28 protein-coding genes, 1 tRNA gene and 1 pseudogene are annotated in these 26,253 nt (G+C 72.6%); 12 read left to right on the forward strand and 18 right to left on the reverse strand.

Annotation, left to right across the window (positions count from 1 at the left end; translation table 11 throughout):
* Window positions 1-27 precede the first annotated feature (27 nt).
* From ZF1_RS00730 to ZF1_RS00740, 3 genes are all read left to right on the forward strand, one after another.
* Window positions 28-2,181 carry an acyltransferase family protein gene (locus ZF1_RS00730; RefSeq protein WP_337825386.1) on the forward strand — a complete coding sequence of 718 codons (2,154 nt, stop codon included), beginning with the start codon at window positions 28-30 and terminating at the stop codon, window positions 2,179-2,181.
* Window positions 2,182-2,425: 244 nt separating this feature from the next.
* Window positions 2,426-3,118 (forward strand): hypothetical protein, encoded by a 693-nt coding sequence (locus tag ZF1_RS00735; RefSeq protein ID WP_482636245.1) that lies wholly within the window; start codon window positions 2,426-2,428, stop codon window positions 3,116-3,118.
* A 10-nt stretch (window positions 3,119-3,128) separates the two neighbouring features.
* Entirely contained in the window at window positions 3,129-3,779 is a 651-nt protein-coding gene (locus ZF1_RS00740) for a nitroreductase family protein (protein ID WP_062404007.1), read from the forward strand.
* A gap of 12 nt (window positions 3,780-3,791) precedes the next feature.
* On the opposite strand, the gene dprE2 is transcribed toward ZF1_RS00740, so the two are convergent.
* The gene (dprE2, locus tag ZF1_RS00745) at window positions 3,792-4,547 is read right to left on the reverse strand and encodes a decaprenylphospho-beta-D-erythro-pentofuranosid-2-ulose 2-reductase (protein ID WP_251783221.1); all 756 of its coding nucleotides are present in this window, start codon (window positions 4,545-4,547) and stop codon (window positions 3,792-3,794) included.
* A 20-nt stretch (window positions 4,548-4,567) separates the two neighbouring features.
* The gene (gene dprE1 / locus ZF1_RS00750; protein ID WP_482636246.1) at window positions 4,568-5,974 is read right to left on the reverse strand and encodes a decaprenylphosphoryl-beta-D-ribose oxidase; all 1,407 of its coding nucleotides are present in this window, start codon (window positions 5,972-5,974) and stop codon (window positions 4,568-4,570) included.
* A 52-nt stretch (window positions 5,975-6,026) separates the two neighbouring features.
* Between dprE1 and ZF1_RS00755 the strand changes: the two genes are divergently transcribed.
* Together ZF1_RS00755 and ZF1_RS00760 are read left to right on the forward strand one after the other, a co-directional pair.
* A complete protein-coding gene (locus ZF1_RS00755) occupies window positions 6,027-7,823 on the forward strand; it encodes a hypothetical protein (RefSeq protein ID WP_482636247.1) in 1,797 nt (598 codons plus the stop codon).
* Window positions 7,824-7,840: 17 nt separating this feature from the next.
* A complete protein-coding gene (locus ZF1_RS00760) occupies window positions 7,841-8,443 on the forward strand; it encodes a DUF1707 SHOCT-like domain-containing protein (RefSeq protein WP_482636248.1) in 603 nt (200 codons plus the stop codon).
* Between the two features lie 15 nt (window positions 8,444-8,458).
* Here the strand turns inward: ZF1_RS00760 and ZF1_RS00765 are convergent, their stop codons facing one another.
* From ZF1_RS00765 to ZF1_RS00780, 4 genes are read right to left on the reverse strand one after another with little or no spacing between them, the layout of a single operon-like run.
* Complete coding sequence (locus tag ZF1_RS00765) at window positions 8,459-9,199, reverse strand: ABC transporter permease (protein ID WP_178376629.1); 741 nt, start codon at window positions 9,197-9,199, stop codon at window positions 8,459-8,461.
* Entirely contained in the window at window positions 9,196-10,068 is an 873-nt protein-coding gene (locus ZF1_RS00770; protein WP_100879196.1) for an ABC transporter ATP-binding protein, read from the reverse strand. The genes ZF1_RS00765 and ZF1_RS00770 overlap by 4 nt, the downstream gene beginning before the upstream one ends.
* A complete protein-coding gene (locus ZF1_RS00775) occupies window positions 10,065-10,382 on the reverse strand; it encodes a transcriptional regulator (RefSeq protein ID WP_073573850.1) in 318 nt (105 codons plus the stop codon). Before ZF1_RS00775 ends, ZF1_RS00770 begins: the two co-directional genes overlap by 4 nt.
* On the reverse strand, window positions 10,379-10,990 hold the full coding sequence (locus ZF1_RS00780; protein WP_100879197.1) for a hypothetical protein: 612 nt from the start codon (window positions 10,988-10,990) through the stop codon (window positions 10,379-10,381). Before ZF1_RS00780 ends, ZF1_RS00775 begins: the two co-directional genes overlap by 4 nt.
* A gap of 160 nt (window positions 10,991-11,150) precedes the next feature.
* On the opposite strand from ZF1_RS00780, the gene ZF1_RS00785 reads away from it, so the two are divergent.
* The gene (locus ZF1_RS00785; RefSeq protein ID WP_179761409.1) at window positions 11,151-11,606 is read left to right on the forward strand and encodes a GtrA family protein; all 456 of its coding nucleotides are present in this window, start codon (window positions 11,151-11,153) and stop codon (window positions 11,604-11,606) included.
* Window positions 11,607-11,662: 56 nt separating this feature from the next.
* Here the strand turns inward: ZF1_RS00785 and ZF1_RS00790 are convergent, their stop codons facing one another.
* The 6 genes from ZF1_RS00790 to ZF1_RS00815 form a co-directional block, all read right to left on the reverse strand.
* Window positions 11,663-12,640 (reverse strand): hypothetical protein, encoded by a 978-nt coding sequence (locus ZF1_RS00790; protein WP_482636249.1) that lies wholly within the window; start codon window positions 12,638-12,640, stop codon window positions 11,663-11,665.
* Between the two features lie 187 nt (window positions 12,641-12,827).
* The gene (gene glfT1, locus ZF1_RS00795; protein WP_073573814.1) at window positions 12,828-13,733 is read right to left on the reverse strand and encodes a galactofuranosyltransferase GlfT1; all 906 of its coding nucleotides are present in this window, start codon (window positions 13,731-13,733) and stop codon (window positions 12,828-12,830) included.
* A complete protein-coding gene (wzt, locus tag ZF1_RS00800) occupies window positions 13,730-14,482 on the reverse strand; it encodes a galactan export ABC transporter ATP-binding subunit Wzt/RfbE (RefSeq protein ID WP_083657998.1) in 753 nt (250 codons plus the stop codon). The genes glfT1 and wzt overlap by 4 nt, the downstream gene beginning before the upstream one ends.
* 6 nt (window positions 14,483-14,488) lie before the next feature.
* Window positions 14,489-15,355, reverse strand: a complete 867-nt coding sequence (gene wzm / locus ZF1_RS00805) for a galactan export ABC transporter permease subunit Wzm/RfbD (protein ID WP_083474460.1) — start codon at window positions 15,353-15,355, stop codon at window positions 14,489-14,491.
* 87 nt (window positions 15,356-15,442) lie between these two features.
* Window positions 15,443-15,991 carry a bacterial proteasome activator family protein gene (locus ZF1_RS00810; RefSeq protein ID WP_224403916.1) on the reverse strand — a complete coding sequence of 183 codons (549 nt, stop codon included), beginning with the start codon at window positions 15,989-15,991 and terminating at the stop codon, window positions 15,443-15,445.
* Window positions 15,992-16,006: 15 nt separating this feature from the next.
* Window positions 16,007-16,993, reverse strand: coding sequence for an NAD(P)H-quinone oxidoreductase (locus ZF1_RS00815; RefSeq protein ID WP_346102419.1), 987 nt, complete (start codon window positions 16,991-16,993; stop codon window positions 16,007-16,009).
* 54 nt (window positions 16,994-17,047) lie between these two features.
* On the opposite strand from ZF1_RS00815, the gene ZF1_RS00820 reads away from it, so the two are divergent.
* A complete protein-coding gene (locus tag ZF1_RS00820; protein WP_482636250.1) occupies window positions 17,048-17,740 on the forward strand; it encodes a GNAT family N-acetyltransferase in 693 nt (230 codons plus the stop codon).
* Here the strand turns inward: ZF1_RS00820 and ypfJ are convergent.
* Both ypfJ and ZF1_RS00830 read right to left on the reverse strand, forming a co-directional pair.
* Entirely contained in the window at window positions 17,737-18,672 is a 936-nt protein-coding gene (gene ypfJ, locus ZF1_RS00825; protein ID WP_251783211.1) for a KPN_02809 family neutral zinc metallopeptidase, read from the reverse strand. The genes ZF1_RS00820 and ypfJ overlap by 4 nt on opposite strands.
* Window positions 18,673-18,752: 80 nt before the next feature.
* Window positions 18,753-19,616, reverse strand: coding sequence for an AraC family transcriptional regulator (locus ZF1_RS00830; protein ID WP_482636251.1), 864 nt, complete (start codon window positions 19,614-19,616; stop codon window positions 18,753-18,755).
* Between the two features lie 83 nt (window positions 19,617-19,699).
* Here ZF1_RS00830 and ZF1_RS00835 point away from each other — a divergent pair, with 83 nt between their 5' ends.
* Together ZF1_RS00835 and ZF1_RS00840 are read left to right on the forward strand one after the other, a co-directional pair.
* Window positions 19,700-20,428, forward strand: a complete 729-nt coding sequence (locus ZF1_RS00835; protein ID WP_482636252.1) for a class I SAM-dependent methyltransferase — start codon at window positions 19,700-19,702, stop codon at window positions 20,426-20,428.
* Between the two features lie 23 nt (window positions 20,429-20,451).
* A tRNA-Ser gene (locus tag ZF1_RS00840) sits at window positions 20,452-20,537 on the forward strand.
* A 23-nt stretch (window positions 20,538-20,560) separates the two neighbouring features.
* Here the strand turns inward: ZF1_RS00840 and ZF1_RS00845 are convergent.
* Together ZF1_RS00845 and ZF1_RS00850 are read right to left on the reverse strand one after the other, a co-directional pair.
* Entirely contained in the window at window positions 20,561-21,772 is a 1,212-nt protein-coding gene (locus ZF1_RS00845; RefSeq protein ID WP_482636253.1) for a site-specific integrase, read from the reverse strand.
* Window positions 21,772-21,990, reverse strand: a complete 219-nt coding sequence (locus tag ZF1_RS00850) for a helix-turn-helix domain-containing protein (protein WP_482636254.1) — start codon at window positions 21,988-21,990, stop codon at window positions 21,772-21,774. The genes ZF1_RS00845 and ZF1_RS00850 overlap by 1 nt, the downstream gene beginning before the upstream one ends.
* Before the next feature lie 22 nt (window positions 21,991-22,012).
* Between ZF1_RS00850 and ZF1_RS00855 the strand changes: the two are divergent.
* From ZF1_RS00855 to ZF1_RS00865, 3 genes and pseudogenes are all read left to right on the forward strand, one after another.
* Window positions 22,013-22,345 (forward strand): annotated as a pseudogene (locus ZF1_RS00855) (transposase); the annotation flags it as partial.
* A gap of 819 nt (window positions 22,346-23,164) precedes the next feature.
* Complete coding sequence (locus ZF1_RS00860; RefSeq protein ID WP_482636255.1) at window positions 23,165-23,500, forward strand: DUF4288 domain-containing protein; 336 nt, start codon at window positions 23,165-23,167, stop codon at window positions 23,498-23,500.
* 109 nt (window positions 23,501-23,609) lie between these two features.
* Window positions 23,610-23,870, forward strand: coding sequence for a hypothetical protein (locus ZF1_RS00865; protein ID WP_482636256.1), 261 nt, complete (start codon window positions 23,610-23,612; stop codon window positions 23,868-23,870).
* 441 nt (window positions 23,871-24,311) lie between these two features.
* On the opposite strand, the gene ZF1_RS00870 is transcribed toward ZF1_RS00865, so the two are convergent.
* On the reverse strand, window positions 24,312-24,899 hold the full coding sequence (locus tag ZF1_RS00870) for a tyrosine-type recombinase/integrase (protein ID WP_482638660.1): 588 nt from the start codon (window positions 24,897-24,899) through the stop codon (window positions 24,312-24,314).
* 343 nt (window positions 24,900-25,242) lie between these two features.
* The gene (locus ZF1_RS00875) at window positions 25,243-26,184 is read right to left on the reverse strand and encodes a GlxA family transcriptional regulator (protein WP_482636257.1); all 942 of its coding nucleotides are present in this window, start codon (window positions 26,182-26,184) and stop codon (window positions 25,243-25,245) included.
* Window positions 26,185-26,253 lie beyond the last annotated feature (69 nt).

Below are 26,253 nucleotides of genomic sequence, written 5' to 3' on the forward strand. Positions count from 1 at the left end.
CGATGTGGAGGCAACGGTGGCGGTGAGGTGCTCGCGCTGACGGGGCTGCGTATCGTCGCCGCGCTCTGGGTCGTCGCGTTCCACTTCCACTTCACCCCGATGGCGGGTGTGGAGACAGTGAACGGTTGGCTCGGACCGCTGATCACACAGGGTGCGCTGGGCGTCGACCTGTTCTTCGTCCTCAGCGGCTTCGTCATCGCCTGGACCTACCTCGACCAGCTCGGTCCGCGGCTCCGACTCCGGGACGCGGGCGGGTTCGTGTGGGCCCGCGCGGCGCGGATGTGGCCCGCCTACGCGGTGGTGTTCCACCTCTTCGGCGTGTGGCTGGTGGCGCGGCTGCTGTTCGGGTCGACGACCGACGTCGCCTACCAGGCGGTGCAGCCGTCGATCGGCGTCGGCGCGTGGCTCGAGCAGCTGTTCCTGGTGCAGATGTGGGACGAGCAGTACCTCGACGGCGCGTCCTGGGTCGGCCCGACGTGGTCGATCAGCGCCGAGTGGCTGGCGTACCTGCTGTTCCCGCTGCTGGCGCTCGGATTCTTCCGGCTGCGGAACCTGCCGTTCGCGGTGCTGGCGGCGGGGTCGCTGCTGTGCACCGCGCCGATGGCGGCCGCGTTCCTGGTGGTCGGCTCGCCGTACTACCCGTACAGCTGGCTGGTCCGGATCCTCGGCGGGTTCTCCGCCGGTGTCCTGGCGATGCTGGCCGTGCGGCGGCTGCGCGCCACCGAGCGGGTCCGCTCCGCGGCCTCGGCGACGGCGACGTCCACCGTCGCCGCGGTGCCGTTCGTCCTGCTGGCGGGGTCCGTCGTCGGCGGCGGCCTGCACGGCCTGGCCGTCGTCGCCTTCCCGGTCCTGGTCGGAGCCCTCGCGCTCGCCGACCGCGGACCGGTGCACCACCTGCTGACCCGTGGCCCGATGGTGCACGGAGGGCGGATCTCCTACGCCCTCTACCTGGTCCACATCCCGATGTTCGAGATCTTCTGGTTCCTGAGCGACTCCGGTGTCCTCCCCCGCGGCGGGGAGACGGGGCACCTGATCGCGCTCACCGTCTTCGTGGGGACTCTGCCCGTGGCACACCTGCTGTACTCGCTCGTCGAACGTCCCGCGCGCCGGTGGATGCGGGGCCGGGCCCGGCCCACCCCCGAGGCCGTCGAGGCGGTCGTCGCCCCCGACCCGGTCCCGGCCGCCCGCCGCGTCGTGGCCAACGACGAGGCGCGCCGTGACCCGGAGACCTCCGTGCTGCCGATGATCACCGACGAGCCGGTGACCTCGGTGCTGCCGGTCGTGTCTGCCGCCCCGGCCACCGCCGATCCCGCCGCAGCGGCTGCGGCCGTGTCCGCCCGGCGGGTGGCGCGGCGGTCCGTGCCGTCGCAGCCGTCGGCCCCGGCGCAGCCGTTCGCGCCGGCCCAGCAGGGCGACGTGCCCTCGGTGACGGAGGCGCTTCCGGTGGTCCGCCGCCGCTCGGCGGGCCCCGCCGTCGCCACGACGTCGGGCTGGACCCCCACCACGGCGCCGGAGCAGGCCCCGGCGGACGACGCGCGGACCGCCGCCCTGCCGGTCGTCCCGCCCGTCGCGGCCCCGTCCGCGCCGGTCGCCGAGCCCGAGCCCACCGCCCCGGCGTCCGAGCCGGCCCCTGCCGACCCGATCGTCGTCCCGGCGCCCGCGCTGCCCACCCGGGCACCGCGACGCCCTGAGGCCGATCCCGCCGACGTGCCCGCCGCGGCCGAGATCGACGTCCCGGCCCCGGCCGGTTCGGCCCGCTGGGTGCTCGAGCGCCTGGCCGCGGCCCGCGCCGCCGACTTCGACGGCGCCGGGCACAGCGACCTGTCCGCCGACCTCGTCGCCGTCGCCCGGATGCGCAGCGGCGGCGCCGGCACCGGCGGGGACCTGTTCACCCCGGTCGTCGAGGGCACCGGCACCACCACCGGTGTCGACCGGATGGAGCGGCTGCGGTCGCTGCACATCGCGGCCCGCGGTCTCGCCGACGACCGCGGTGTCGTCCCGGCACCGCGGGCGATGCGCTCCGCGTCGGCGCTGCCCGGCACGCGGACCGGCGCCGAGAACTGCGGGCGGGCCGGCCGTCGTCGCGACGACGCACACGCCAGCGCCGCGACACCGATCGTCGCCGCCTCCGGTGCCGCCGCGGCCCGTCGCCGCCGGAAGAAGCCGGCTCACGGGGCCTGAGACGCCGCTGGGGAGCGGGGAACACCGGGCGTGCCCCCGGACCACCGTCGTGGTCCGGGGGCACGGTCATGTCCGCCGTGCGCACCTCCGCCCGGGTCCGCCGGCTGCGGTGGACCGGTCACGGGCCTCGGCGACCGCGCTGCGATGCCGGTACCCGGGCACGGCGGTGTGCCGCGTCGGCGACAATGGACGTGCCCGCCCGTCGCGCCCCAGGACGGGTCCCGCCCACCGACGCGATGGACCGATGATCCCCACGACCCCGCCCCTCGCCGACCTGCCCGAGCCCACCGGTGCCGCACCGCCGGAGCGGGCCGCGCTGCACTGGTACCTGCGCCTGGCCCGCCACCACCTGGGCCGCGGCCCCTACCTCGACGTCGCGGGTGCCGGCGGGGCCGTGCTCGCCGGGCTGGCCCGGCTCGGCCCGGTCTCGGGGCTGGCCGGCTCGGAGGCCGAGGCCGGGGCGATGCGTGCGGGCGCGCCGGGATGCCCCGTGCACCTGACCCTGGACGCCCTGCCGGGGCCGGTCGCGTCGCTGACCGCGGTGGAAGTGCTCGACCGGCTCCCGGACGCGGCGCTGGCCGGTGACCTCGGCCCGGGCGGCTGGTTCCGGGCGCTCGAGCCGGGCGGGCGCGCACTCGTCGTCGCCGCCGACGCCGAGGGCCGCGGCCGGGAGCTGGCCGGTGCCCGCTGGGTGCCGCCCCGCGTCCCGCGCGGGCACCTGCGGATCCGGGAGATCCTCGTCGACGCCGGGTTCGAGATCGTCCGGGAGGGCTCCGACGGGCTGACCCGCGGCCCCTACGGCGGTGTCCCCACCTGGGCCGACCCGCGTCTGGCCGCGACCCGTGCGCAGCGGTCCGCGGGGCGCCTCACGTGCGAGGTGGGCGCAGGGGAGCGCGCGGTGATCATCGCGAGGAGGCCGAGGCCGGCGGCGCCGTAGCGTGCGGGGCATGAGCGATGTGCTGCCACTCGGGCCCGACGAGCTGCTCACCACCACCCGATCGGTCCGCAAGCGCCTGGACCTGGAGCGTCCGGTGCCGCTGGAGGTGGTCCGGGAGAGCCTCGAGGTCGCGTTGCAGGCCCCGAGCGGCTCCAACCAGCAGGGATGGCACTGGCTGGTGCTCACCGACGCCGAGAAGCGCAAGGCCGTCGGCGAGTACTACCGGAAGGCGTTCACCGCCTACCGGAACTCCTCGCAGTACCCGACGACCCGCTCCCACGGCGACGCCGACCGCGACGCCACCCAGCTCCGCGTCGCGGACAGCGCGCAGTACCTCGCGGACCGGATGGGGGAGGTCCCGGTGCTGGTCATCGGCGCGATGAACGCGAAGGCCGAGCTGCCGGCGTCGAACCAGGCCGGGATGTGGGGGTCGCTCCTCCCGGCCGCGTGGAGCCTGCAGCTCGCGCTGCGTGCGCGCGGCCTGGGCAGCGCCTGGACGACGCTGCACCTGCAGTACGAGAAGGAGATCGCCGAGCTGCTGGGCATCCCGGAGAACGTGCGGCAGGGCGTCCTGCTGCCGGTCGCGTACTACACCGGCGACACGTTCAAGCCCGCGAAGCGCCAGCCGCTCGACACCGTCCTGCACGTCGACGGCTGGTAGGCCGCCCCCGGATCAGATCGGGAGCCTGCGGAAGATCGGCCGGGGCACGTGGCGCAGTGCGCTCATCACGAAGCGCATCGGCGCCGGTGCCCACACCAGCTCCTTGCCCGTCCGCACCGCGTCGACGATGACGTCGGCGACGGCCTGCGGGGTCGTCGCGAGCGGTGCGGCGTCGAGGCCCTCGGTCATCTTCGAGTGCACGAAGCCGGGCCGGACGATCGTCACGGTCACGCCGAACTCGCGCAGCGCCTCGGTCAGCCCGGTGTAGAACGCGTCCATCCCGGCCTTGGTGGAGCCGTAGACGAAGTTCGAGCGGCGGGCCCGCTCCCCGGCGACCGAGGAGATCGCGACGAGCGAGCCGTGGCCCTGCTCGCGGAACCGCTCGGCCAGCGCGACCCCGGTGGAGACGGTCGCGGTGTAGTTGACCTGCGCCAGCTCGACGGCGTGGTCGACGTCGGTCCAGGCCTTCTCGTTGTCGCCGAGCAGCCCGAACGCGACGACGGCGACATCGATGTCCCCGCCCGCGAAGGCCTTCTTCACGACCTCGGGGTGGGTCTCGATGCTTCTGGCGTCGAACTCGATGGTCTCCACGCCGCACCCGAGCGCCTCGAGCTCGGCGCGGGCGGCGTCGAGCCGGGGGCCGGGGCGGGCGGCGAGCACGACCCGCAACGGGCGGTCCGCGGCGAACGCGCGCACGGTGGCCAGGCCGATCTCGGAGGTGCCGCCGAGGAGCAGGATGCTCTGCGGATTGCCGACTGCGTCGATCATGATGGTGCTGGCTCCGGACGTCAGAGGGTCAGTGCGAGGCGGCGGGACATGTCGGAGGCGAAGACGCCGGCCGGATCGACGCCGTCGCGGATCGCCTTCCACTCGGCGAACCGCGGGTAGCCGGCGGCGAAGGCCTCCGGCGACGTGCGCGACTCCTTCGCCAGGTACAGCCGCCCGCCTGCGGCCAGCACCATCTCGTCGAGCTCCGTGCAGAACCGGGACAGCCCGTTCGCGATCGGGAAGTCGACGGTGATCGTCCAGCCCTTGGTCGGGAACGACAGCGGTGCGTCGTTGCCCGCGCCGAAGCGCTTGAACACGTTCAGCCCGGACTTGTGCGGCGACGCCGCGATCTTCTCGAGGATGCGGCGCAGCTCGGTCTCCGCCCCCATCGGGACGACGAACTGGTACTGCAGGAAGCCCTTCGAGCCGTAGACCCGGTTCCAGTCCCCGAACACGTCGAGCACCTGGTAGAAGGCCGTGATGTTCTGCACCGAGCCGCGCTGGCGCTTCGGGGCCTTGCGGAACCACAGCTCGGAGAACGCGGTCAGCGACAGCTTGTTGGCCAGCCCGTTCGGGAAGACGTCGGGGAAGGTCAGCAGCTGCGGCGCGTCGAACTTCAGCGGCTCGGACCGCAGCTTCGCGGGGAGCTGGTCGACGGTCGCGAGCGAGCCGCGGGTCAGCACCGAGCGGCCCATCCGGGCCCCGGTCGCGGTGGTGTCGAACCAGGCGGCCGAGTAGCCGTAGGTGTCGTCGGAGCCGTCGGTGAGCAGCTCCAGCAGGCCGTCGAGGTCGTCGGTGCGATCGGTGTCGACCACGAAGTACGCCGACTCGGTCCGGTGCAGCCGCACCCTGGCCCGCACGATGACGCCGGTCAGGCCCATCCCGCCGACGGTCGCCCAGAACAGCTCCGAGTCCGGCCCGGACGGGGTCAGCTCGCGGACCGAGCCGTCCGCGGTCACCAGCGCCAACCACTCGACGTGGTTGCCGAAGCTGCCCTTGGTGTGGTGGTTCTTGCCGTGCACGTCGGCGCCGATCGCCCCGCCGATCGTGACCTGGCGGGTGCCCGGCAGCACCGGGACCCACAGCCCGAGCGGCAGCGCGGCGCGCATGAGCTGGTCCAGGCTGACGCCCGCGTCCACGTCCGCGACGCCGGTGTCCGGGTCGATGGCGTGGATCCGGCTCAGGCCCGGCATGTCGAGGACGACACCGCCCGCGTTCTGCGCCGGGTCGCCGTAGGACCGGCCGAGCCCGCGGGCGATCACGCCGCGCTCGCCCGCCGTGCGGACGGCCTCGGCCACGTCCTCGGCGTCGCGCGGGGTGAGGAGCTGGGCGACCGTCGGCGCGGTCCGTCCCCAGCCGTGCAGGGAGGCGGTCCGCCGCGCCGGGGCGTCGGTCCTGGTGCTGCTGGGAACGGTCGTGTCCGTCATCGTCGCCAGGGTAGCGAGGGCCACCGACGACGACGGGTGCGACCCTGGGCGGGTGCTCGACGAGCGGCAGGTCCGCCTCCCGCTGCCCCCGGCACGGCGCCGGGGCGCGACCGCGGGGCTGTACGTGCTGCTCGGGCTCGGCTACCTGCTGGTCTCGCTGTGGCTGCAGCGCCGGGTGCTCGCCGCCCCGGGCGGTCTGCTGATCGGGCACGTCACCGCCGACGCCGACATGTTCGCCTGGTGGCTCCACTGGTTCCCGTTCGCCGTGACGCACGGGGAGAACCCGCTGGTCACCGACTGGATGCACTGGCCGTACGGGCTGAACGCGCTGTGGAACACCGCGGTGCCGCTGCTGGCGCTGGCGCTCGCCCCGGTGACCCTGGTCGCGGGCTCGGTGACCGCGTTCAACGTCGGGCTGGTCCTCGGCCCGGTCGTGTCCGGACTGGTCCTGGTCGCCGCGCTCGGCCCGTACGTCGGCGCGGGCACCCGCGGCTGGGTCGCCCGCGGGATCGCCGGCGCGCTGTACGCGTTCTCCCCGTTCCATCTGGCGCACGCGATCGCCGGGCACCTCAACCTCACATGGTCGCTGCTGCCGCCGCTGCTGCTGCTCGTCGCGCACCACCTGTTCGCGCGCGGCCCGCTGCGTCGCCCGTGGCTCGTGGGGGCGCTCACCGGGCTCGCGCTGGTCGGGCAGCTCGTCCTCTACACCCAGACCCTCGCCATCGGCGTGATCTTCCTGGTCGTCACCGCGGTGGTGCTCGCGCTGCGGTTCCCCCGCCGGGTCCGCGCGCACCTGCCGGGGCTGGTCCGGGCCGGCCTGGCCTGCGTCGGGGTGTTCGTGGTGCTCGGCGCCTACCCGCTGTACCTGGTGCTGGCCGGGCCGAACCGCCCGCGCGGCGCGATCCGCAACGTGCACGCCACCGGCGCGGACCTCGCGAACCTGCTCGTCCCGACGCGGCTGACCGCCGTCCGGGCGGTGCCCGACGGCGCGGGCACCGAGCTCGGCGGCCACATCGGCGAACAGGGCGGCTACGTCGGCGTCGCCGTGCTGGCGCTGGTCGTCGTCGCGGTGCTGGTCGTCCGGTCGACGACGCTGCGGGTCGTCGCCGCGGTCGGGTTCCTGTCCTGGGTCGCCTCGCTCGGCACGAGTGTCGTGCTGCTGGGCGACTACACGGGGATCCCGCTGCCCTGGCTCGGGTTCGCCGAGGTCCCGTTGCTGTCGGAGGTCGAGCCGGTCCGGATCCAGGTGGTGACGGCGCTGTGCGTCGCCGTCGTGGTCGCGCTGTGGGTGGACCGGATGCCGCTCGACACCCCGGCGACGGCGGTCGGTGCCGTCGCCCTGGCCGCGCTGGCGGTGGTGTCCTGGCTGCCCGCCGACGCCCAGGAGGTCCGGCCCGCGCCGGTACCCGCCTTCTTCGCGGCCGGGGCGGCGCCGCTGGGCCCGGCCGACGTCGTCGAGATCTACCCGCGGATCACCGCGGCCTGGGACGACGGCGCGCAGGGCCTGCGCTGGCAGGCCGCCTCCGGCCCGTCGTTCCGCATCCGCGGCGGCTACTTCATCGCCTCCGATCCCGAGGACGACGTCGCCATCCAGTCCCGCTGGAACCGGTACCAGATCGGGGCGCAGTGGGTCGCCGACGGCAAGAACGACCCCAGCGACGACTACACCGCCGCCGCCCACCGCGAGCTGCGCGACCTGGGGATCACCGCGGTCGCGTTCGTCCCCGGGTACGCCGGCGGCGACGAGGCCCGTGCGCTGGCCTGGACCCGGCGGGTCACCGGCGACCCCGGCCGGTTCGACGGCGGGGTGTGGCTGTTCCGGCTGCCGGACGCCGCACCCGTCGGATAGGTGTTTACCCTGGTGGGGTGACCGGTGCGCGGCTACCCGGAGATGGTCGGGAGATCAGGATCTCCGACGCCGACCGCGAGCGCGCCGCGACGCGGCTCAACCGTGCGATGGCCGAGGGCCGGATCTCGGTCGAGGAGCTGCAGGAGCGGCTGTCGGTCGTCTACGGCGCCCGGTTCGGCTCCGAGCTGCTCCCCGTGCTGTCCGACCTGCCCGGGGACCCGCTGGACCTGTCCGCGGACGTCCTGGCCACCCCGGTCGGCCCGCCTACGGTGCTGCGCGGCGGCGTCGGCGGGGTCAAGCGCCGCGGCGACTGGGCGGTCCCGGCCCGGCTGCGGGTGCAGACCTCGCTCGGCCCGGTCCTGCTGGACTTCTGCGACGCGCAGCTGCCCATGCCCGTCGTCGAGGTGGAGCTGGAGCTCGGCGCCGGGTCGGCCCGGCTGCTGGTCCCGGAGAACGCCACCGCCGACGTCGACGGCCTCGTCTCCCAGTACGGCTCGGTCCGCTCGAAGATGCCCAGCCGCGCCGTCCACGGCCGCCCGCACTTCCGCGTCTACGGCCGGACGGCCGCCGGTTCGGTCACGGTGCGGACCCGCTACACCTTCGCCGGCCGCCACTTCTGAGTGCCGGCCCGGGGCTCACCGGAAGCGGCGCCCCTCGTCGCGGCGGTACGCCCAGCCCACCAGCAGCGCCAGCCCGACCGTCCACACCGCGAACGCGCCCAGCGCCAGACCGCTCGGGACCGGCCCGCCGAGCGACCAGAGCAGCAGGTCACGGGCCCCGCGGGTGGGCAGCACCTCGGTCGCGCGGGCCAGCCAGCCGGGGAACAGCTCCGGCGGCAGCAGCAGGCCGCCACCGAACGCCATCGGGAAGAACGCCAGCTGGGTCACCGGCAGCGCGGCCTTGGTCGGCAGCGAGTAGCCGATCGCGAGCCCACCGAACAGGAACGGCAGCCCGGCCACCAGGAGCGTCACGAACGCGAACGGCAGCCGCGCCGGTTCCACGTACGCCGGCGTGAGCAGGGCCCCCAGCACGACCACCGGCAACATCCCGAGCAGCGCGAACAGCACCCCGACCGCGAGCCTGCCGACCACCCGCGCCGACGCCGGGGCGGGCAGCGTGCGCAGGTAGGGATCCCACGGCTTCTCGCGGTCGTCGGCGACGCCCACGCCGAAGGTGAACAGGAACCCGCTGAGCACGCCGAACAGTGCGAGCTGGGCGACCGAGCGGGTCACCGCGACCGGGTCGTCCCCCCAGTCGAACGGCAGCACGAAGAAGCACAGGGTCAGGGCCGGGAACAGCGCGGTGGACAGCACCGCGACGGGGATCCTCAGCTGTTCCAGGATCAGGTAGCGGGCGTGCGCTGCGGCGATGCTCACGACGGGCCTCCGGTCAGGGTCAGGAACGCGTCCTCCAGCGACGCCCGGGACACCGACAGGCCGGTGAAGGGCACGTCGTGCCGGACGAGGGTGCGGACCAGCTCGTCGGCGTCGGCGGTGTGCAGGGTGACGTGGTCGCCGTCGCGCTCGGTCCGCTCGACGCCGGGCAGGTCGGGAAGGGTCGCCGCGCGGAAGGACACCCGCCCCACCCGGACGGCTCCGCGGACGGCGTCGACGTCGCCGTCGGCGCGGATCCGCCCGCCCGCCAGGACGACGACGCGCTCGGCCAGCGACTCGATCTCGTCGAGGTAGTGGGTGGTCAGCAGCACCGTCCCGCCGCCGGCGTGGAACGCGCGCACGGTGTCCCACAGGGCGCGGCGGCCCTCGACGTCCAGGCCGGTCGTCGGCTCGTCGAGCAGCACCAGCCGAGGGCGGCCGATGAACGCGAGCGCGAGCGCGAGGCGACGCTTCTGGCCGCCGGACAGCCCGCCCGCCTGGCGTCGTTCCAGCCCGTCGAGGCCGAAGCGCCCCAGCAGCTCACCGGCCCCGACCGGGTCGGGGAAGTGGGCGCCGACGAACCGGACGATCTCCCCGACGCGCAGTGTGTCGGGCAGCCCGGTCTGCTGCGGGGTGGTGCCCAGCGCGACCCGGTTCGCCGCGTCACGCGGGTCCCCGCCGAACAGCCGCACCGTGCCGGTGTCCGGTCGGCGCAGCCCGGACACGAGGTTGACAAGCGTCGACTTGCCCGCCCCGTTCGGTCCGAGCAGGCCGGTCAGGCTGCCGGGCTCCAGGACGAGGTCGACGTCGTCGAGGGCGACGGTGTCGCCGTAGCGGCGGGTCACCCCGTGCAGCTCCACCGGTGCGGTCACGACGGCACCTCCGACGGGTCGGCCGCCGGGTCGAGCAGCGCCCGCAGCGCGGCCGTGTAGTCCTCGAAGGCCCGCCTGCCCGTTCTCGTCAGTTCGACAAAGGTCACCGGGGTGCGCCGCTGGTGGGTCTTGGTGATCGCGACGTAGCCCGCGTCCTCCAGCTTGCGCAGGTGGGTGGACAGGTTGCCCGCGGTCATGCCGAGCAGCTCCTGCAGCCGCGGGAAGGTCATGCGGTCGCCGTCGTCGAGGGCGGCGAGGGTGGCGGTGACCCGCAGCCGGGCCTGGGCGTGGATGACGGGGTCGAGCTCGGTCACCGGACCGCCCGCGCCCGTGTCCACAGCCCGGTGGCGACCAGGGCGCCACCGCCGACGACCGCCAGTGTCAGCGCGTGCCACGGCGCCGGGACGAACGGCAGCGCCGCGCCGAGCACCAGCAGGCCGAGCCCGAGCGCGTAGTCCGGGATGTTGCGCCAGACCGCGGCCCCGACCGCGAACAGGCCGCCGGTGACGAACACGAACAGCGCGGGCATGGCGAACCCGACCGGCGCCCCGAGCCGGCCCAGACCGACCGTCAGCGCGACGACCCCGATCATCGCCACCGGCCACACCCAGCCGTAGAGGGCGCCGTGCAGCTGGCTCGGCCCGGTGACGCCGCGTCCCATCCGGGCGCCGACCAGGCCGCTGGCGATCGACCCCCCGGCGATCGCCAGCCCCGTGAGGACGCCCGCGGTGGCCGCGGTGACCGCGCCGGTCCCGTTCGCGAACCAGGCGAGCCCGATGACCGCCCAGGCCGCGCCCCAGATCAGATAGAAGATCCAGTACGGCGGGATCTGCCGGGCCTGCTCACGCTCGATGATCGCGAGCGCGTCGGCCGGTGAGCGCGGCGGCTGGTCGTCGACGTCGGTGTCCGTCCGGTCCTGCATGGTTCCCCCACTGCCAACTAGTTTGCTCTGTCACTAACTTTGTACGGCAAAGTGCATTGCCTTGTCCACGGTCGAGAACGGATCGGCAGCTCGGAGGGGCACGGCCTGCGCTCCGGTGGGTCGACGCGGTCGTTGCGGCGTGCGCCGCTACCCTCGATGGGTGACCGCCACCGAGCCCACCCGGGCCGAGCCCCCGGCCACCGGTCCGGCCGACGGCCCGGCCCCGCGCCTCGGCCTCGTCCGCCAGCTGGGCAGCTTCGTCGCGATCGGTGTGCTCTCCGCGATCGTCGACTTCGGCGTCTACCACCTGCTCCTGAACGCGGGCCTGTGGGTGCCGTTCGCGAAGGGCATCAGCTTCATCCTCGGTACGACGACGGCGTACCTGCTCAACAAGCGCTTCACCTTCACCGGCGCGAACACCGGCGGCCGCGCGAGGTTCGCCGGCTTCGTGGCCCTCTACGGCACGACCTTCGCCGTGAACGTCGGTGTGAACTCCCTGGTCCTGCACCTGCTGCCGCCGCTGACCTACGACACCAGCCTCGCCTGGCTGGTCGCGCAGGGCACCGCCACCGCGATCAACTTCGTCATGCTGCGCTGGGTCATCTTCAAGAACTGACCTGCTCTCGCACCCCGGCTGCGGTCGCCGCACCGTCCGCGTCGGGTGCGACGACCTCACGCGGGGTGCGGCAGCACGGCGAGGAGGCGACTCAGGCGGGGCACCATGCCGTCCGGGCCCCGGTCGTCGATGTCGGACCAGATCCAGCGCACCATGGTGAGCCCCGTCGACCGGATCCGGTCCTCACGCCGCTTCTCCCGCCACAGGACGTCCTCGAGATCCTCGCCGGGCCGCAGCGTGCGTCCGTACTTGATCCGTCCGTCGAACTCCCCGACGACGCCGTGCCCGGGCCATGCGAAATCGGTCCGGTAGCCGAGCCCCGGCACCTCCCACTGCGTCATCGGCGCGGGCAGCCCGGCGGCGTGCAGGTGGAAGCGGCTACGGGATTCTCCCGGACTCTCCGTCCGCTCGTCGACGAGGTCCATGGCGCGTCGTGCACGCGGCGCCCCGCGTCGACCGGCGAATCGGCCGAGGACGTCGTCGAGCTGCGCGGCGTCGACGGCGCCGGGTGGTGGTGGCACGGTCGGGTCGCGGCGGACGTACCGGTGGAGCGCGGCGTCGAGCGTGACCAGCGCCTGCTCGGTCGTGAGGGTGCGGGCGAGGTCGACCGCGGTCCGGGCGGCCGAGGTGACCCGCAAACCGCCCACGTCCACGACATCCCGGTCGGGCAGCGGTACGGCGTGCACGTGCGTACCCGGCCGGATGCGGCCACCGCCGGGCCGGTCCCGGAAGACGTGCAGCCGACCCAGCGGAACCCGCCACAGCGGCAGACCGAGCAGCACGGCTGCCGTCACACCGCCGTAGACCGCATCGGCGGCGAGCTCCGGAGCAGCGGCCCGAGCCCTGATTCGGTGGAGCTCGGCACGGGTCGGCTCCGCCTCACCGGGGAGCCGGTAGACACCGGGCCGGATGCCGACCAGCCGGCCGGCCCGCACGAACCGGTCGATCTCGTCCCGCCCGAACCCGGCTGCCAGGAGAGTGCCGCGCCACAGCAGGCCACCGGAGTCGAGCGGCACCGAGTCGAGGAGGTCCACATCCCCATTCAAGCCGCCCCGGCGCCGGACGACGCCCGCACCCGCCACCCTGTGGACAACCGGCCTCGTTGTGGACAACCCACATCCGGCGAGCTGTCGCACCCCTGCGGGGGTCGTCGCACCCGTCGCGGAGGGTGCGACGGCCTCACGAGGGGTGCGGTAGGTGACCGACCCGGAGGGGTGTCGGTCAGGGGGCGCGGTGGAACTGCTCGCGGCGGCCCTGGCGGAGCAGGGTCAGCCAGTCGCGGAAGGCGCGCGGGTCGCGTTTCGTCACCAGGAAGTACCAGGCGAACCTCGGCAGCTCCAGGAGGCCGATCCTCCGCATCCCGGGCTGGGACATCAGGTAGCCGCGGTTGCGGTAGGTGTAGTAGCGCTTGACCTCGTCGCCCGGGTCCTGGGCGTGCAGCCGCCCGCCCAGCATCGGCTTGAACTCGTCGGAGCCGTAGGGGTGCAGGTAGGTGGCCTGCAGGGCGGTGCCGAAGGGCAGCCCGGACCGGACCATCCGGCGGTGCATCTCCACCTCGTCGCCGCGGACGAACAGGCGCAGGTCCGGCACCCCGATGACCTCCAGCGTGGAGGCCCGGAAGAGGGCGCCGTTGAAGAACGAGGCGATCCCGGGGAGCAGGTCGTCGGGGCCCAGCGCCGAGCGGGACCGGTGCCAGGTGACGCCGCGGCGCAGCGGGAAGGCGAGGCGGTCCGGGTCGGCCTTGTCGGCGACCACCGGTGACACCGCGGCGAGCCCGTGCCGCGACGCGACGTCGAGCAGCGTGGCGAGGGTGGACTCGTCGGCGGCGTGGCCGTCGTCGTCGGCCAGGAAGATCCACTCCGCGCCCATGGCGAGTGCGTGCAGCATCCCCAGGGCGAAACCGCCCGCGCCGCCGAGGTTGGACCACGAGGGGAGCCACGTCGTCGGCAGCGGACAGGCCTCGACCGCGTCACGCGCGGGCAGGTCAGGCCCGTTGTCGACGACGATCAGGTGCGCCAGCGGGTGGGTCTGCTTCGCCATCGCCGCGAGCGAGTCGACGAGCAGCTCGGCCCGGTGCCGCGTGACGACGACGCCGACGACCGAGCCGGGCGGGAGCGGTCCGGTCACGACGGGGTCCGCCCCTTGTAGTGGTCGAGGACCTCGTGCAGCGGGCCGTACTCCTTGATCGTCCCGTGCTCCATCCACAGCGCGGTGTCGCACAGGTCGGCGAGGAACTCGTCGGAGTGCGAGGCGAAGACCAGGATCCCGGAGCGGTCGACGAGCTCGTGGAGCCGGTTGCGGGCCTTGTTCAGGAACTCCGCGTCGACGGCGCCGATGCCCTCGTCGAGCAGCAGGATCTCGGGGTCGATCGAGGTGACGACGCCGAGGGCGAGCCGCACCCGCATACCCGTCGAGTAGGCCCGCAGCGGCATCTCCAGGTAGTCGCCCAGCTCGGTGAAGGCGGCGATGTCGTCGATCCGCGCCTCCATCTGCTTGCGCGTCATGCCCAGGAACAGGCCGCGGATCAGGATGTTCTCGTAACCGGAGATCTCCGGGTCCATCCCGACGGCGAGGTCGAACACGGGCGCGACCTTGCCGCGGACCAGCGAGCGACCGCGGGTGGGCTCGTAGATGCCGGCCATCAGCCGCAGGAGCGTGGACTTGCCGGCGCCGTTGTGCCCGACGAGCGCGACGCGGGCGCCCTTGTCCAGGCTGACGGTGATGTCGCGCAGCGCCTCGATGATCGGCACCTTGGCGTCGGTGCCGATCCGGCCGCCCGCCTTGCCGAGGACGGCCTTCTTCAGCGACCGCGTCTTGGCGTCGAAGATCGGGAAGTCGACGGCGGCGCGGTCGATCCGGATGCGGGGTTCAGTCACAGAGGTTCACACCCAGTACGCGACGCGGGAGCGGTAGTTGCGCAGGCAGATCAGGGCCGCGGCCCAGCCGACGATCGTGATCACGCCCGTGACCAGCCAGTACCGGCCGACGATCTCCTGGCCGAGCAGCGGCTGGCGCACGATCTCGACGAAGTGGAAGACCGGGTTCAGCTCGACCAGCTGGGCGCGCTCGCGCGCGGCCGGGTTGTCGCTCAGGATGTCGACCGACCAGACGATCGGGGTCAGGTAGAAGACCAGCTGGGTGACGCTGGCGATGATCGGGGGGATGTCCCGGAACCGGGTCGCGAGGATCCCGGCGAGGATCGCGACCCAGGCGCCGTTGACCGCCAGCAGCGCGAACGCCGGGATCGCCAGCAGCGTCGACAGCCCCAGCGGATGCGGGAACACGATCATCAGCACGACCCAGACGACCAGGTTGTGCAGGAAGAACAGCGTCTGCCGCCACACGAGCCGGTAGATGTGCAGGCTCAGCGGGGCGGGCAGGAACTTGATCAGGCCCTCGTTGGCGATGAAGACCTCGCTGCCCTCGAGGATGCAGCCGGACACGAAGTTCCAGATCAGCAGCCCGACGGCGACGTGCGGCAGGAACGTCGCCAGCGAGATCTGGAACAGCGCCGAGTAGAGGATCCCCAGGCCGAGGGCGATGACGCCCATGCTGATCGAGATCCACAGCGGTCCCAGGACGGAGCGGCGGTAGCGCTGCTTGATGTCCTGCCAGCCGAGGTAGCCCCACAGCGGCCGTTGCCGCCAGCCCTGGGCGAGGTCCGCGAAGGCCCGCCGCCAGCTGCGCGGGCTCGACACCTCGGACGGGTCGACGACGTCACCCGGCTCGTCGGTCACGGTCACGGCCACCCGGTGAGGGTACTCAGACGCCGTCCGCGGGCCCGGCAGGGGAGGCCCCGGCCGGGACACCGCGAAACCGCAGGTCGTCGTCGTGCGTCAGAGGTACTGCCCGGTCCCGCGACCCATGCCCTCGGGGACGCCGCCCTGCTCCGGCCCACCGCCGACGCCCGGGGGCAGCCCGCGACGCATCTGCTCCAGCTGCGCCCGCGCGGCCATCTGCTGGGCGAACAACGCGGTCTGGATGCCGTGGAACAGGCCCTCCAGCCAGCCGACCAGCTGGGCCTGGGCGATCCGCAGCTCACCCTCCGACGGGATCGTGTCCGCCGTGAACGGCAGGCTGAGCCGCTGCAGCTCCTCGCGCAGCTCCGGCGCCAGGCCCTCCTCGAGCTCCTTGACCGAGTTCTCGTGGATCTCCTTGAGCCGCTCGCGGGACGCCTCGTCCAGCGGCGCGGCCTTCACCTCCTCGAGCAGCTGCTTGATCATGGTGCCGATCCGCATGACCTTCGCGGGCTGCTCCACCATCGACGCGGGGCTCTGCCCCTCGTCGTCCTGCGGAACCGAGGCCATGCCCACCGGACGCCCGTCGGCGCCGACCACCACGACCCGGTCCCCGGGGGTCTCCTGCTCGTCGCTCATGCCCGCCATTCTGGACCCGTCCGCTCAGGAGTTCACGAGGAGGAGCTTGCCGGTCACCCCACCGGCGTCCAGCCTGCGGTGCGCGTCGGCGGCGTCGGACATCGCGAACCGCTCGAAGATCACCGGCTTCACCCGGCCGTCGGCGAACAGCGGCCACACGTTCTCGCGGACCCCGTCGACGATCTCGGCCTTCGAGTGCGGACCGTCGACCGGGCGGCCGCGCAGGCCCATCGCCGAGACGTGGCCGCGCTTGGCCAGCAGCGCGCCGATGTTCAGCTCGGCCTTCACCCCGCCCTGCATCCCGATGATCATCAGCCGGCCGTCGCGGGCCAGCGCGGACAGGTTGTTCGCCAGGCCCTTGGCGCCCATGTTGTCGAGGATGACGTCGGCGCCGTGGCCGTCGGTGGCCTTCTTCAGCTCCTCGGCGATGTCGTCGTGGTAGTCGATGACGATGTCGGCGCCCAGGTCGCGGCAGAACTGCAGCCGGTCGGCGTGGCCCGCGGTGGCGGCGACGCGCGCGCCGAGCGCCTTCGCGACCTGGATCGCGTGCGTTCCGATACCCGACGAGCCGCCCTGGACCAGGAACGTCTCGCCCTCGGCGAGCCGGCCCTCCAGGAACACGTTCGACCAGACGGTGCAGGCGACCTCGGGGAGGCCGCCCGCCTCCTCCAGGGAGACGCCCGCGGGAACGGGAAGCAGCTGCGGGGCCGGGACGGCGACCTTCGTCGCGTAGCCGCCGCCGGCGAGCAGGGCGCACACCTCGTCGCCGACCGACCAGCCGGTCACGCCGTCACCGAGCGCGGCGATCCGGCCCGCGCACTCCAGGCCGAGGATCTCCGACGCGCCGGGCGGGACCGGGTAGTTCCCCTGGACCTGCAGGAGGTCGGCCCGGTTGACGGCCGAGGAGACGACGTCGAGTACGACCTCGCCCGGGCCGGGCTCGGGGTCGGGCACCTCCGCCCACGTCATCTGCTCGGGTCCGCCGTACTCGGTCAGGGTGATCGCCCACATGGGAGCCGACGGTATTCCGTGGCGCGCCCGTCGGCGATCCGGCACGGTCGACCGATGGACGTGCTCCCCGCGCCGATCGACCCGGTGCCCGACCCGTGGCCGATGTCCGGGCTGACCCTGCGGACCCCGCGCCTGGAGCTGCGCGTCGAGGACGACGCGTCGGTCCGGGAGCTGATCGCGGCCGTGCACGAGAGCGGGATCCACCCGTCGTCGGAGATGCCGTTCCGCGTCCCGTGGACCCGGGCCGACCCGCGGCACCTGGGGCGCGGCATCGCGCAGTACGTCTGGTCGAACCGCGCGAGGGCGTCGCCGGACTGGTGGACGCTGCAGTTCGTCGTGCGCGCCGAGGGCCGGGTGGTCGGCCTGCAGGACGTCGTGGGGGACCGGTTCGGCGTGCGTCGCGAGGTCGCGACCGGCTCGTACCTGGTGCGACGGGCGCAGGGGCGCGGCTACGGCACGGAGATGCGGGCCGCGGTGCTGGCCTTCGCCTTCGACCACCTCGGCGCGCTCGTGGCGCGCTCGGAGTACGTCGAGGGCAACCCGAGGTCGGCGGCCGTGTCGGCCCGGCTCGGGTACCGCGACGACGGCACCGCCACGATCGACCACGGCGACGCCCGGGTCACCGAGTACCGGGTGCTGCTCACGCGGGAGGCGTTCGTGCGGCCCGGGTGGGAGCTGTGCGTCGCCGGCTACACCGACGATCTCGCGGGGTTCCTGGCCGCCGATCCGCCGGCCGGGCGGCCCTAGTCGAGGCTGCGCGCGGCGAAGGTGTCGCAGGAGTCGGGGTTGCCGCTCTGCAGGCCGGTGGTGAACCACTTCTCGCGCTGCGCGGAGCTGCCGTGCGAGAACTGCGACTCGTCGACCCGGCCGCCACCCAGGTTGGACTGGATGTAGTCGTCGCCGATCCGGGACGCGGTGTCGAGGGCGGCGTCGATGTCGGACTGGTTCAGCTCGCTGATCAGCGGCCGCCCCGACGGGCCGGGCGTCGTCGTGGCGTGGTTCGCCCAGACGCCCGCGTAGCAGTCGGCCTGCAGCTCCAGGCGCACCGAGCCGGAGGTGGGGCCGGTGTCGTTGCCGGCCCTGCGGTTGGTGCCGAGCAGGTTCTGGATGTGGTGGCCGTACTCGTGGGCCATCACGTAGGCCTGCGAGAACGGTCCGCCCTGCGCGCCGAAGCGGGTCTGCAGCTCCTGGAAGAAGGTGAGGTCGATGTAGATCTCGGAGTCGGCCGGGCAGTAGAACGGCCCGCTGTCCGACGAGGCCGAGCCGCAGCCGTCGGTGCTCACCCCACCGGAGAAGAAGTTCGTCCGCGGCGTCGTGAAGCCGGAGGAGAACTGGGTGGCCCAGAAGTCGTCGAGGGAGTTGACGACGGCGACGACGCGGCAGTCCGTCGAGGTGTTCGCCGAGGCGCCGGTGGCGCAGTTCTGCTGCAGTGACGAGTTGTCCGCGGTCTGGCCGGAGCCGACCTGGTCGAGCCCCGGGTAGCCGCCGCCCGCGCCCATGCCGGACATGTCGACGCCCGCGAAGTTCGACAGCAGCAGGTACAGGATGACGCCGACGAGGCCCAGGCCGCCGCCCGCGCCCGCCACCCGGCCGCCGACCCCGCCGCCCCGGCCACCGCCGGATCCGCGCAGGTCGTCCACGCCGGACGTGTCGAGCCGGGCGTTCTCGTCGAACCGCACGTCGTCCTCCCGAGATGAGACCGGGGGAATCCCACCACACCGCGCCGGACCGCACCGGCGCGGACGTCCCCCGCCACCCGTCAGGGGGTTCCGGAGCCGGCCCGCCAGGTCGCGGCGCCGACGCCGTGCGCGGCCCGGAAGCGGCGGGCGAAGTAGCCGGGGTCGGGGTAGCCGACCCGGGCGCCCACCTCGGCGACCGGGAGGTCGGTGGAGGCGAGCAGCCGCCGCGCCTCCCGCATCCGGCGCTCGGTGATCCACTGTTGGACGGTCCGCCCGGTCCCGCGCCGCACGACGGTCGTCAGGTGCCCGGGGGTGAGCCCGACGGCCGCGGCGACGTCGCGCAGCGACAGCCGGCCGGCGAACCGCTCCTCGACGACGGCGAACACCGCCGCGAGCAGCGGGTCGCCCGACTCGGCGGGTACGTCGTCGACGAGCCGGCCGAGTGCCACCAGCAGCAGGGTGAGGTGGGCGCGGGCGGCCTCGGCGTGACCGTCGCGCCGGCGGGTCAGCTCGTCGTCGAGGTCGACGAGGCGGGCCCGCCAGGTCGCCCGGTCTGCCGGTGGGACACCGATCCGCTGCCCGCCCCCGCGGTGGCGCCCGACGAACGGCGCGAGCAGCGGATGGTCCTGCCAGGACGCGGGCGCGACAGCCTCCGCGGGGAAGACGACCGACCACAGCTCGCCGGGCGGCGTCGAGGTCTCCGCGGCGTGGTCGACCACGGCTCCGGGTGCGATGACGAACGCATCGCCCTCGACGAGCCGCCAGACCTGCCCGTCGACCTGGTAGGTACAGGTGCCGCGCACGACGTGCACGAGGGTGAGGAAGTCGTGTGCGTGCGGTCCCTGCACCCGCGGAAGCTGCACGGGACCGTCGACGCGGTACGCCGCGATCGGTACCGGGGTGTGTGCGAAGCCGATCAGCGGGATGTCCGAACTTCGTCCCATCACGGCCACGGATAGTGCCTTGTCGCCTGCTCGGGGGCCAGGGAGAGTCGCTGGAGAACACGAAGTTCGTCCGAGGGGATCCGATGACCACGCACGCCCACACGCCCACGCTCGTCAGCTCGCGGCTGCTGCCCGGCTACGACACCGTGGCCCGGCTCGGTGGCGCCGTCCCGATGTACTGGCGTCTGCTGGCCCAGGCCGGCATCGGCCCGCGGGACCGCGTGCTGGAGATCGGCTGCGGGACCGGGAACGTCCTGCTGCGCGCCACGGAGGCCGTTCCGACGGCCACCGTGCGCGGCGTCGACCCCGACCCGGAGGCGGTCGCCATGGCCCGCCGCAAGGCCGCCGAGGCCGGCGTCGAGCTGGAGCTGCAGGTCGGTGTGGCCGAGGACCTGCCCCTCGACGACGGCAGCGTCGACCGGGTCCTCTCCTCGCTGATGCTGCACCACATCGCCGCCGACGCCCGGGTCGCGGCACTGCGGGAGGCGCACCGCGTCCTGGCGCCGGGCGGGAGCCTGCACCTGGTCGACCTCGACCACGACCCGCGCACCGACGGACGGATGCGCACCGTGAACAGGGTGCTGTCGCTGCTGGCCCGCCTCGACCCGGCCCGCCGCCGCTCCCGGCACGGCGCCCGCAGGGATCACGGCGGCCACGGTCCCGGCGGCCACGGCCACGGCCACGGCCACGGTCACGGGGCGCAGCAGCCGGTGCCGGAGCTGCTCGCGGCCGCGGGGTTCACCGACGCGACGGTGGTCGGGCACGGGGCGACCAGGATGGGGCCGGTCACCTACTACCGCGCGGAGCGCTGAGCGGTCCCGTTACCCTCCCGTGCGGAAGCGTGGCAGAGCGGCCGAATGCACCCGCCTTGAAAGCGGGCGTCCGAAAGGACCGGGGGTTCGAATCCCCCCGCTTCCGCCACAGGTCAGACCCATGATCGACGATCACGACCGGTCCTCCGAGTCCTCGCTGACAGCAACCGGTGACAGCAACGCGCCGGTAACAGCGGTACTCAGCTGGGTCAGAGCGGCGGCCTTCTCGTCGAGGTTGCCGTGGGCGTAGACGGTCATGGTGACCTTGACGTCGCTGTGCCCGACGATCTCCCGGACGACGTGCGGCGGAACCCCGAGGGCGAGTAGCAGCGACACCGCGGTGTGCCGCAGATCGTGGAACCGCATCCGCCCGAGGCCGGCCGCCGTGCGGATCACGTGCCACTGCGCTGCGAGCGTGCGCGGCGAGACGTGCCCGCCCAGCGGCGAGGTGAACACGAGACCGGTCTCCGTCCAGCGGTCCCCGGCCATCTCCCGGTCGGCGTCCTGCCTCTCACGGTGTTCCCGCAGCGCATCGACGACGGTCGCGGGCAGCGGGACGACCCGGCGGGACGCCCGTGACTTCGGCGGCCCGAGGTGCACGCGGCCGTTCGCCCAGGTCAGCGACTGGCGCACGATGAGCTTCCCTGCGTCGAGGTCGACGGCGTCCCAGGCCAGGCCCAGCAGCTCCCCGCGCCGCATCCCGAGCACGATCGCGCACAGGTACAGCGCGTACAGCCGGTCGTCGGCGATCCGGGCGAGCAGAGCGCGGGCCGCGACCGGGTCGAGGCTGACCCCCACGTCGTACTCCGGGTTAGAGACCTGCACGAGCTTGGCGACGTTGCGGCCGATCAGCTCCTCACGCACCGCGTTGGACAGCGCGTTCCGAAGCACCGCGTGGGCGAACTGGACCATCCGCGGCGAGAGCCTCCGGACCCCGCCACCGCTGCCGCTGATCTCCTTTTCCCGGAGCACGGCGAGCAGCCTCCGGACGTCGGCCGGGCCGAGCTCGCCGAGCTTCTTGCGCCCGATTACCGGCACGATGTGCAGCCTGACCAGCGACTCGTAGCTGTTAAACGTGGTTGCCCGCTTCTCAGGGCGGACGACGTGCTCCAACCAGTAGTCCAGATACGCGGCGACGGTCTGCCGCTCACGGGCCCGCGGAATGCCGTCGTCCGCTTGGCGCATCAGGTCGTCGAGCTTCCCTCGGACCTCGTCGCGGGTGCGGCCGTAGACGTAGACCCGGCGCCGGCCCCCGCCGGAGACGAGCACGAATGCGGCGGCGGTGTAGCGCCCGTCGGCGCGCCTGTAGATCGACCCCTCGCCGTTCGCACGCTTGCGGGCCATCAGGACGCCTCGCGTTCCTGCTCCACGAGCCGGGCCGCGTACTCGCGCACGGCGTCGACCGGGATGCGCCGCAGGCTGCCGATCTTGATTGAGGTCAGTTCCTTCGACGCGATCAGCATGTAGACGCGCGAACGCCCGACGTGCAGGGCCTCCGCGACCTCCTCCGCAGTGAGCAACAGCCGTTCCATGTCCTCCCAGTACGGACGCGTGGTCGACACTCTCACCGCGCGCTGGCCCGACGCAGTCGAGCACCTCGACAACGCCCGCGATGAGCTGCTGGCGTTCACCGCATATCCGCGCGAGGTCTGGCGCCAGATCTGGTCGAACAACCCTCAAGAGCGACTGAACAAGGAGATCCGCCGTCGCACCGACGTGGTCGGGATCTTCCCCGGCCGCGACTCCCTGATCCGCCTCGTCGGCGCCGTCCTGGCCGAACAGAGTGATGAGTGGACCGAGAACCGCCGCTACATGGGCCTCGATCTACTGGCCCGCTCACGCATCCGCATCGTCACCACCGAAGCCGCACCGACCGGCAGCGAGGCACTCATGACAACCGAGGCAATAACCGCCTAGAATCCCGAACCAAGATCACGCGGAGTCGATCTCATACACCACTCCGCCGGACGTGACCTCGCCAAGCTCGCCTCGCCGGGCACCTCGACCACCCGCCGCACCAACGGTTCGACATCGACCAACACGATCTCGACCCGGAAAATCTTCGTCTTCACCGTCACCCGAGGCCTCGCCATGACCGCGATGCTCTCACCGGCCCAGCACACGACTGGACCCGCTCCGCTACTTCTGCAACGACCTCTTAGGGTTCCGGGCCGCGTCGATCGCCGACAGCTCGGACGCAGCAAGCAGGCGGGCCAGGGTGTCTTGCCTCGACTCGTTGACTCGTTGTGTGTCGGCAAACACGGAGAGTGCATAACGACCCGACAGTCGGTGATCCCGCTCTGCGCGTTCGAGGATCTTCTCAGGGGTCCTAGGGGTGAACCTGATGACGATCGCGTCACGTGGAAGGTCCACCGGCATCGCTCCATAGTAGTGACACGCCTCGCACTGGGGTGTGTGGGGAGCTGGTCTCGTGACAGCGAGTGTCAGCAGGACGTTCTCGGTGATCACTTGTCGAGCCCCCTCCGGTCCGGTGAGGACTTTCTTTACGTCTTCAAGCCGGCCCTGACGGGCCGGTCGGGCGGCGTCGCTGCCGTCCGCCTATCGCCTCCGGCCCGGCGGCCGGCGCGCGCACGCCCGCCACCGTCGACCAGCTCGAACGCGAGAAGACCGCACCCCGGAACTCCCGAAGGTGCGGCAACGAGGCTAAGCCGGCCCGGGTTCATCTCAGGGTTTCGGCCTGAGGTGAGCCGGTCGGAACGGGACGAGGATGCGGACATGGCCACCGAGACGCTGTTCGTCGCCATCCTCCTGTTCGAGTCGTCGTCATCTGCGCCGGACTACCGGCCGCTCTACCGCGAGGACATCGTCACGCTGCGGGCCCGGTCGCTGCGTGAGGCACGCGATCGGGCAGAGCGACACGGGCGCGAGGGTCAGATCTCCTACAGCAACCAGGCGGGGGAGGAGGTCAGGGATCGACTGGTGGAGGTCGTCGACGTAGCACCCGCCCTATACGAGAACGAGACCTCGCCCGCCGACCTGTACAGCCGCCACTTCCGAGACCTGACCTCCTACCGCACGTTCGAACCCCTCCTCGACGGCGAAACCCTGTGAAGGGCCGACCCCGCTCGGCCCAGCCCCGAGGGTCTCGGTGCCCGTCACCCCACCGAGGTCCGGGAGATCCCTGAGGACCGCCTCGATCCGCGGTGCCAACATCCGGGACATGGAGAAGAGCGCGTCCCGGCCGAACACCGACCGCAAGGCCTACTTCGAACTCAAGGTCGGCGTGTACTGCACGGAGGCGCAAGCGAGGATTCTGGTCGACGAGATCGGACTCCTCTTGTGTCCTGACCCGGAGCACAACGGACCGTGCCCGACCCCCTGGACGACAACGTACTTGCCCCTCGACAGGCCAGAGGCCGTTGAGATCTACCCCGTGCTGGTCGAGCAAGTCCAATTCGAGCAAGGCGAAGATCAGAGCTAGCGCACCGAGGAAGGGACAGCCCGCCCCCGATGCCGGAAACGGTCGTACGTGGTCCGCGCGGCATCCAGGGCGAACCTGCGCGGGGCCCCTACCCCACACAGAACCGTCGCTGCGCGAGCGCCTGCGGCGCCCCTGGACGCCCCACGGACCACGCCCAAGCCGGCCTCTATCGGGGAAGGGCCCAGCGTGGCGACTGACCACAACCGTGACCGCAACCCACCGGAGAACCGCGAGACACCACCGGACGGCCACGGACATCTGACCAGCCAGAACGGGCCCACGACCAGGCGCCCCAGTGGCCTTGAAAGCGGGCGTCCGAAAGGACCGGGGGTTCGAATCCCCCCGCTTCCGCCATCTCTGACCTGCAAAGACGCAACCGCCGCGCGCTCCCGGACCTCCGGGAACCCGCGGCGGTTGCAGTTGTGGTGGCATTCCGCCTTCTCAGACGGTCGTCGGCGGCCCGTCGGACGTCTGCCAGAGCAGCCCACCGATCCGTGAGGCGACGTCCTGCCGCACCGCTGACGTGAGGTGCTGGTACCGCGCAGCCATCGCGGTGTTCGACCAGCCCATCACGCCCATGACGGCCCGCTCGGTCACCCCCAGCAGAAGCAGGACTGTCGCGGCGGTGTGTCGAGCGTCGTGCAGCCGCCGTTCCGGGACTTCCGCCGAGACGAGGAGCTGCTTCCAGTTCTTGTTGTCGGTTCGAGGGTGCAGGACGGTGCCGAATTCGGTCGTGAAGACGTAGTCGGTGTCCACCCACAGGTCGGCAGCCCGCACACGCTCGTCGTACTGCTCGTTGGCGTGTTCCCGGAGCAGCTTGACGAGCGGATCGGGCAGACCGATTCCCCGGCGGCCGGCCTCCGATTTCGTCTCCGCGGTCTCGGGCCGCAGAGCGAGTCGGTGAGGACAGCGGCCGGCCTGCTTCCGTCCGCATGTCCCGTCGCAGCCGTGAGCCCATTTCGGGCGTAGGCGATTGCGGGCTCTTCCCAGATGAGGGTGTAGGTCGGCCGGGCGCGTCGGTCCGCAGATAGACGTCGAGGTCTCCCGACGATGGAGGTTCCTACGCCATCCATCCGAAAGACCTCGACGTGTCCGACGCTACCCCGCCGGCCGGCTTCGGCCGCCCTGACCTGACCGCCTTCGCGGCTCATCCCAATCGACCCTGATCGGGTCTGCTGACCCCCTCGACGAGAACGCAGCGACATCACAGCCACCCAACCCCGACCGTCCGGGAAGCCGGGGCACGTCACATGGCCTGTGCTGCGGGCGTGTCGAGTGGGTCGTCCAGGGGCGACGCAGGAGCGTCGACGCGACGTGCTGAGAGGTGGTTCCAACCGAGCGCTAGGACACCGGCTACAGGCATGGCGATAGGTCAGGAACGGCGTCGCTCCCTGCGCAGGAGGGAGCGCAGAGTCTCGGCGTTCGCGTAGCCGACCCGTCGCGCGATCTCGGCGGAGGTGAGGTCCGTGGTTGCTGAGAGGTGCCGAGCTCGTTCGATGCGAAGCCGTTGGACGAAGCCGAGCGGAGTGAGGTTGAGCGCCGCACGGACTCGTCGTTCGAGGGTGCGCCGGCTGGTGCCGAGCGACTGCGCGACGACGGCGACGTTGAACGGTTCGTCCAGGCGGACGCGCACGAAGCGTTCGAACTCGACGACGATCGGGTCCTCGTGCCGGAGATGTTCGTAGGCGACGAAGGCCGCCTGCGACGGGCGCTCGTCGATGATGAGGAGCTTGGCGACATGTTGGGCCAGGTCGGGGCTGATCGATCGCACGAGTGAGAGCGCGAGGTCGATGTGGGCGAAGGCGGCGCCGGCGGTGACGAGGTTCCCGTCGACCACGACCATGGTGTCGAGATCGAGGGCGACGGTCGGATAGCGCTTCAGGAACTCCGGCCCCAGGAACCAGCTGGTCGTCGCCCGCCGATGATGCATCCGTCCGGTCTCGGCGACGGCGAACACGCCGGTGCACGCCGCGGCGATCCGGGTGGTCGCGTCGTCGAGGCGCCCGAGTGAGGCGATGACCGAACGAGCATCTCGGCTCTGGAGGGCGTCGTGGGTCGCGGCGGCCGTGAGGGTTCCAAGCGCAGGGACGACGACCACGTCGAACTCTGCGGACTCCGACAGCGGGTGGTCCACCGACAGGGTCATCGATGCCGTCGTGGTCACTCGCCGTTTCGGTCCGAGGATGGCGAGTTCGATCGGGTCGATCCGCGGGTCGACATCGCCGCGGGCTCCGTCGGCCACCCGCACGATGTCGATGACCGACGCGACCGCCGAACCGAAGCAGCCGTCGATCGCGATCAGTCCGATACGCATGACGCGAACGATAGCAATACTGCCGTATACGCCACTCCCCACCGGCCATCGCTCGTCATACGCTGAACT

It is taken from the genome of Pseudonocardia sp. ZF1, from assembly GCF_056835605.1.

Bases quoted from the DNA above. Each gene is read 5' to 3' on its own strand.
- ZF1_RS00735 (WP_482636245.1), top strand. From the start codon at position 2,426: ATGATCCCCACGACCCCGCCCCTCGCCGACCTGCCCGAGCCCACCGGT.
- ZF1_RS00740 (WP_062404007.1), top strand. From the start codon at position 3,129: ATGAGCGATGTGCTGCCACTCGGGCCCGACGAGCTGCTCACCACCACC.
- dprE2 (WP_251783221.1), bottom strand. From the start codon at position 4,547: ATGATCGACGCAGTCGGCAATCCGCAGAGCATCCTGCTCCTCGGCGGC.
- dprE1 (WP_482636246.1), bottom strand. From the start codon at position 5,974: ATGACGGACACGACCGTTCCCAGCAGCACCAGGACCGACGCCCCGGCG.
- ZF1_RS00780 (WP_100879197.1), bottom strand. From the start codon at position 10,990: ATGCAGGACCGGACGGACACCGACGTCGACGACCAGCCGCCGCGCTCA.
- ZF1_RS00810 (WP_224403916.1), bottom strand. From the start codon at position 15,991: ATGGCGGGCATGAGCGACGAGCAGGAGACCCCCGGGGACCGGGTCGTG.
- ZF1_RS00815 (WP_346102419.1), bottom strand. From the start codon at position 16,993: ATGTGGGCGATCACCCTGACCGAGTACGGCGGACCCGAGCAGATGACG.
- ZF1_RS00820 (WP_482636250.1), top strand. From the start codon at position 17,048: ATGGACGTGCTCCCCGCGCCGATCGACCCGGTGCCCGACCCGTGGCCG.
- ZF1_RS00830 (WP_482636251.1), bottom strand. From the start codon at position 19,616: ATGGGACGAAGTTCGGACATCCCGCTGATCGGCTTCGCACACACCCCG.
- ZF1_RS00835 (WP_482636252.1), top strand. From the start codon at position 19,700: ATGACCACGCACGCCCACACGCCCACGCTCGTCAGCTCGCGGCTGCTG.
- ZF1_RS00845 (WP_482636253.1), bottom strand. From the start codon at position 21,772: ATGGCCCGCAAGCGTGCGAACGGCGAGGGGTCGATCTACAGGCGCGCC.
- ZF1_RS00860 (WP_482636255.1), top strand. From the start codon at position 23,165: ATGGCCACCGAGACGCTGTTCGTCGCCATCCTCCTGTTCGAGTCGTCG.
- ZF1_RS00865 (WP_482636256.1), top strand. From the start codon at position 23,610: ATGGAGAAGAGCGCGTCCCGGCCGAACACCGACCGCAAGGCCTACTTC.
- ZF1_RS00875 (WP_482636257.1), bottom strand. From the start codon at position 26,184: ATGCGTATCGGACTGATCGCGATCGACGGCTGCTTCGGTTCGGCGGTC.